Annotated in this window: 2 protein-coding genes; one reads left to right on the forward strand and one right to left on the reverse strand. The window is 28.0% G+C overall.

Annotated features, from left to right (window positions below; translation table 11 throughout):
- Nucleotides 1-140: 140 nt before the first annotated feature.
- Nucleotides 141-353, reverse strand: coding sequence for a hypothetical protein (locus CQA76_RS08890; protein WP_137623017.1), 213 nt, complete (start codon nucleotides 351-353; stop codon nucleotides 141-143).
- 490 nt (nucleotides 354-843) lie between these two features.
- On the opposite strand from CQA76_RS08890, the gene CQA76_RS08895 reads away from it, so the two are divergent.
- Nucleotides 844-1224: hypothetical protein (locus CQA76_RS08895; RefSeq protein WP_170999741.1), on the forward strand; the 381-nt coding region annotated here is incomplete at its 3' end.

Below are 1224 nucleotides of genomic sequence, written 5' to 3' on the forward strand. Positions count from 1 at the left end.
ACAAAAAATAGAAATCTTTGTTTTAAAATTTCAAAAAAAACCGATTGAAATTTTATTTAACACAGAAGATAAAGACGAGGAAAGCGGATTTTATAGTAGCGATGTTTTTCTTACTTATTGTTTGTAGAGGTTATACAAAATTATTTTATAAAAGGTTTTATAGATTTTGAAATTTCATCTAAAACTAAGCTTTTTTCGTAGTAATATAAAAAAGGTTCAACCCAAGCAGGAATTTCTTTATCATCCTTCCAATTTGTAGAAATTCCACTATAGCTTACTTTTGATATATCTGCAAATGTTTTTCTTGTTAAACCTAATTGTTTGATTTTTTTATCAAATTCTAATCTTGTCATTTAATGCCTTTTATGTTATTTATATAAAAATAATAACATATTTTTAGTAAATAACATAAAATATACTTGACTTTTTTAGTAAAATACTATATAATTATATTAAGTTTTTAGTAGATAACTAAAAACTAATCAAAAAAGAAAGGAGTAAAAGATGAAAAAGCTAAGATTACTCGCACTAATCTTACAAACAATATTTTATATTGTAGCTTTACTAAAGCTTTTAACAAGCTAAAGTAACCCCCAGTGCGAGGGGGTTTTCATCTTTGAAAATATTATACCATAAAAGGATTAAAAATGGATTTTGATTTTATTCTTATCATCATTTTGGCTGCTTGGGTAGGAGTGTGTGAAATACGCATCAATAAACTTGAAAAAAGGATAAAAAATGAGTAGTTTAGTTATGGCTGATAGTAAAAAACTCTAACACGCACTTTAACGCCTCAAACTTTTTATAAAATCTCCTTATATTTACTTAATATAAGGAGCATACATGTCAAAAGACAAAATCGTTACAGACGCCCCAGACGTGCAGGGACTTAGAATTTTAGTTTTATCTCGTGCAATGGAAGCTGCAGACAAAGAACCTATTCAAGCAGGATTTCTAACAAGCATTTCAGGACTTAAAGGCGGAACAAGAGAAAGTCAAAAGCTAAGCCCTATAAATGATAGAGACTATGAAGAGATTAATTCAGTAGGTAAAAAAACTTCAGCCACCATCAATTTAAATTTACTTTATAAATTTGTAAAAGATGGCAAAGTTGAAAGTTATGAAGGGGTGCATTATCTTGAAAAAGCCTTTGAAGAAAATGAAGAAGTATTTATTATCGTTGAGGTCAATGATGAGAGAAAAACCACACTTAAGATAAAAATG

The sequence above is a fragment of the Campylobacter aviculae genome (genome assembly GCF_005406215.1).
Taxonomy (GTDB): domain Bacteria; phylum Campylobacterota; class Campylobacteria; order Campylobacterales; family Campylobacteraceae; genus Campylobacter_D; species Campylobacter_D aviculae.

Bases quoted from the DNA above. Each gene is read 5' to 3' on its own strand.
- CQA76_RS08890 (WP_137623017.1), bottom strand. From the start codon at position 353: ATGACAAGATTAGAATTTGATAAAAAAATCAAACAATTAGGTTTAACA.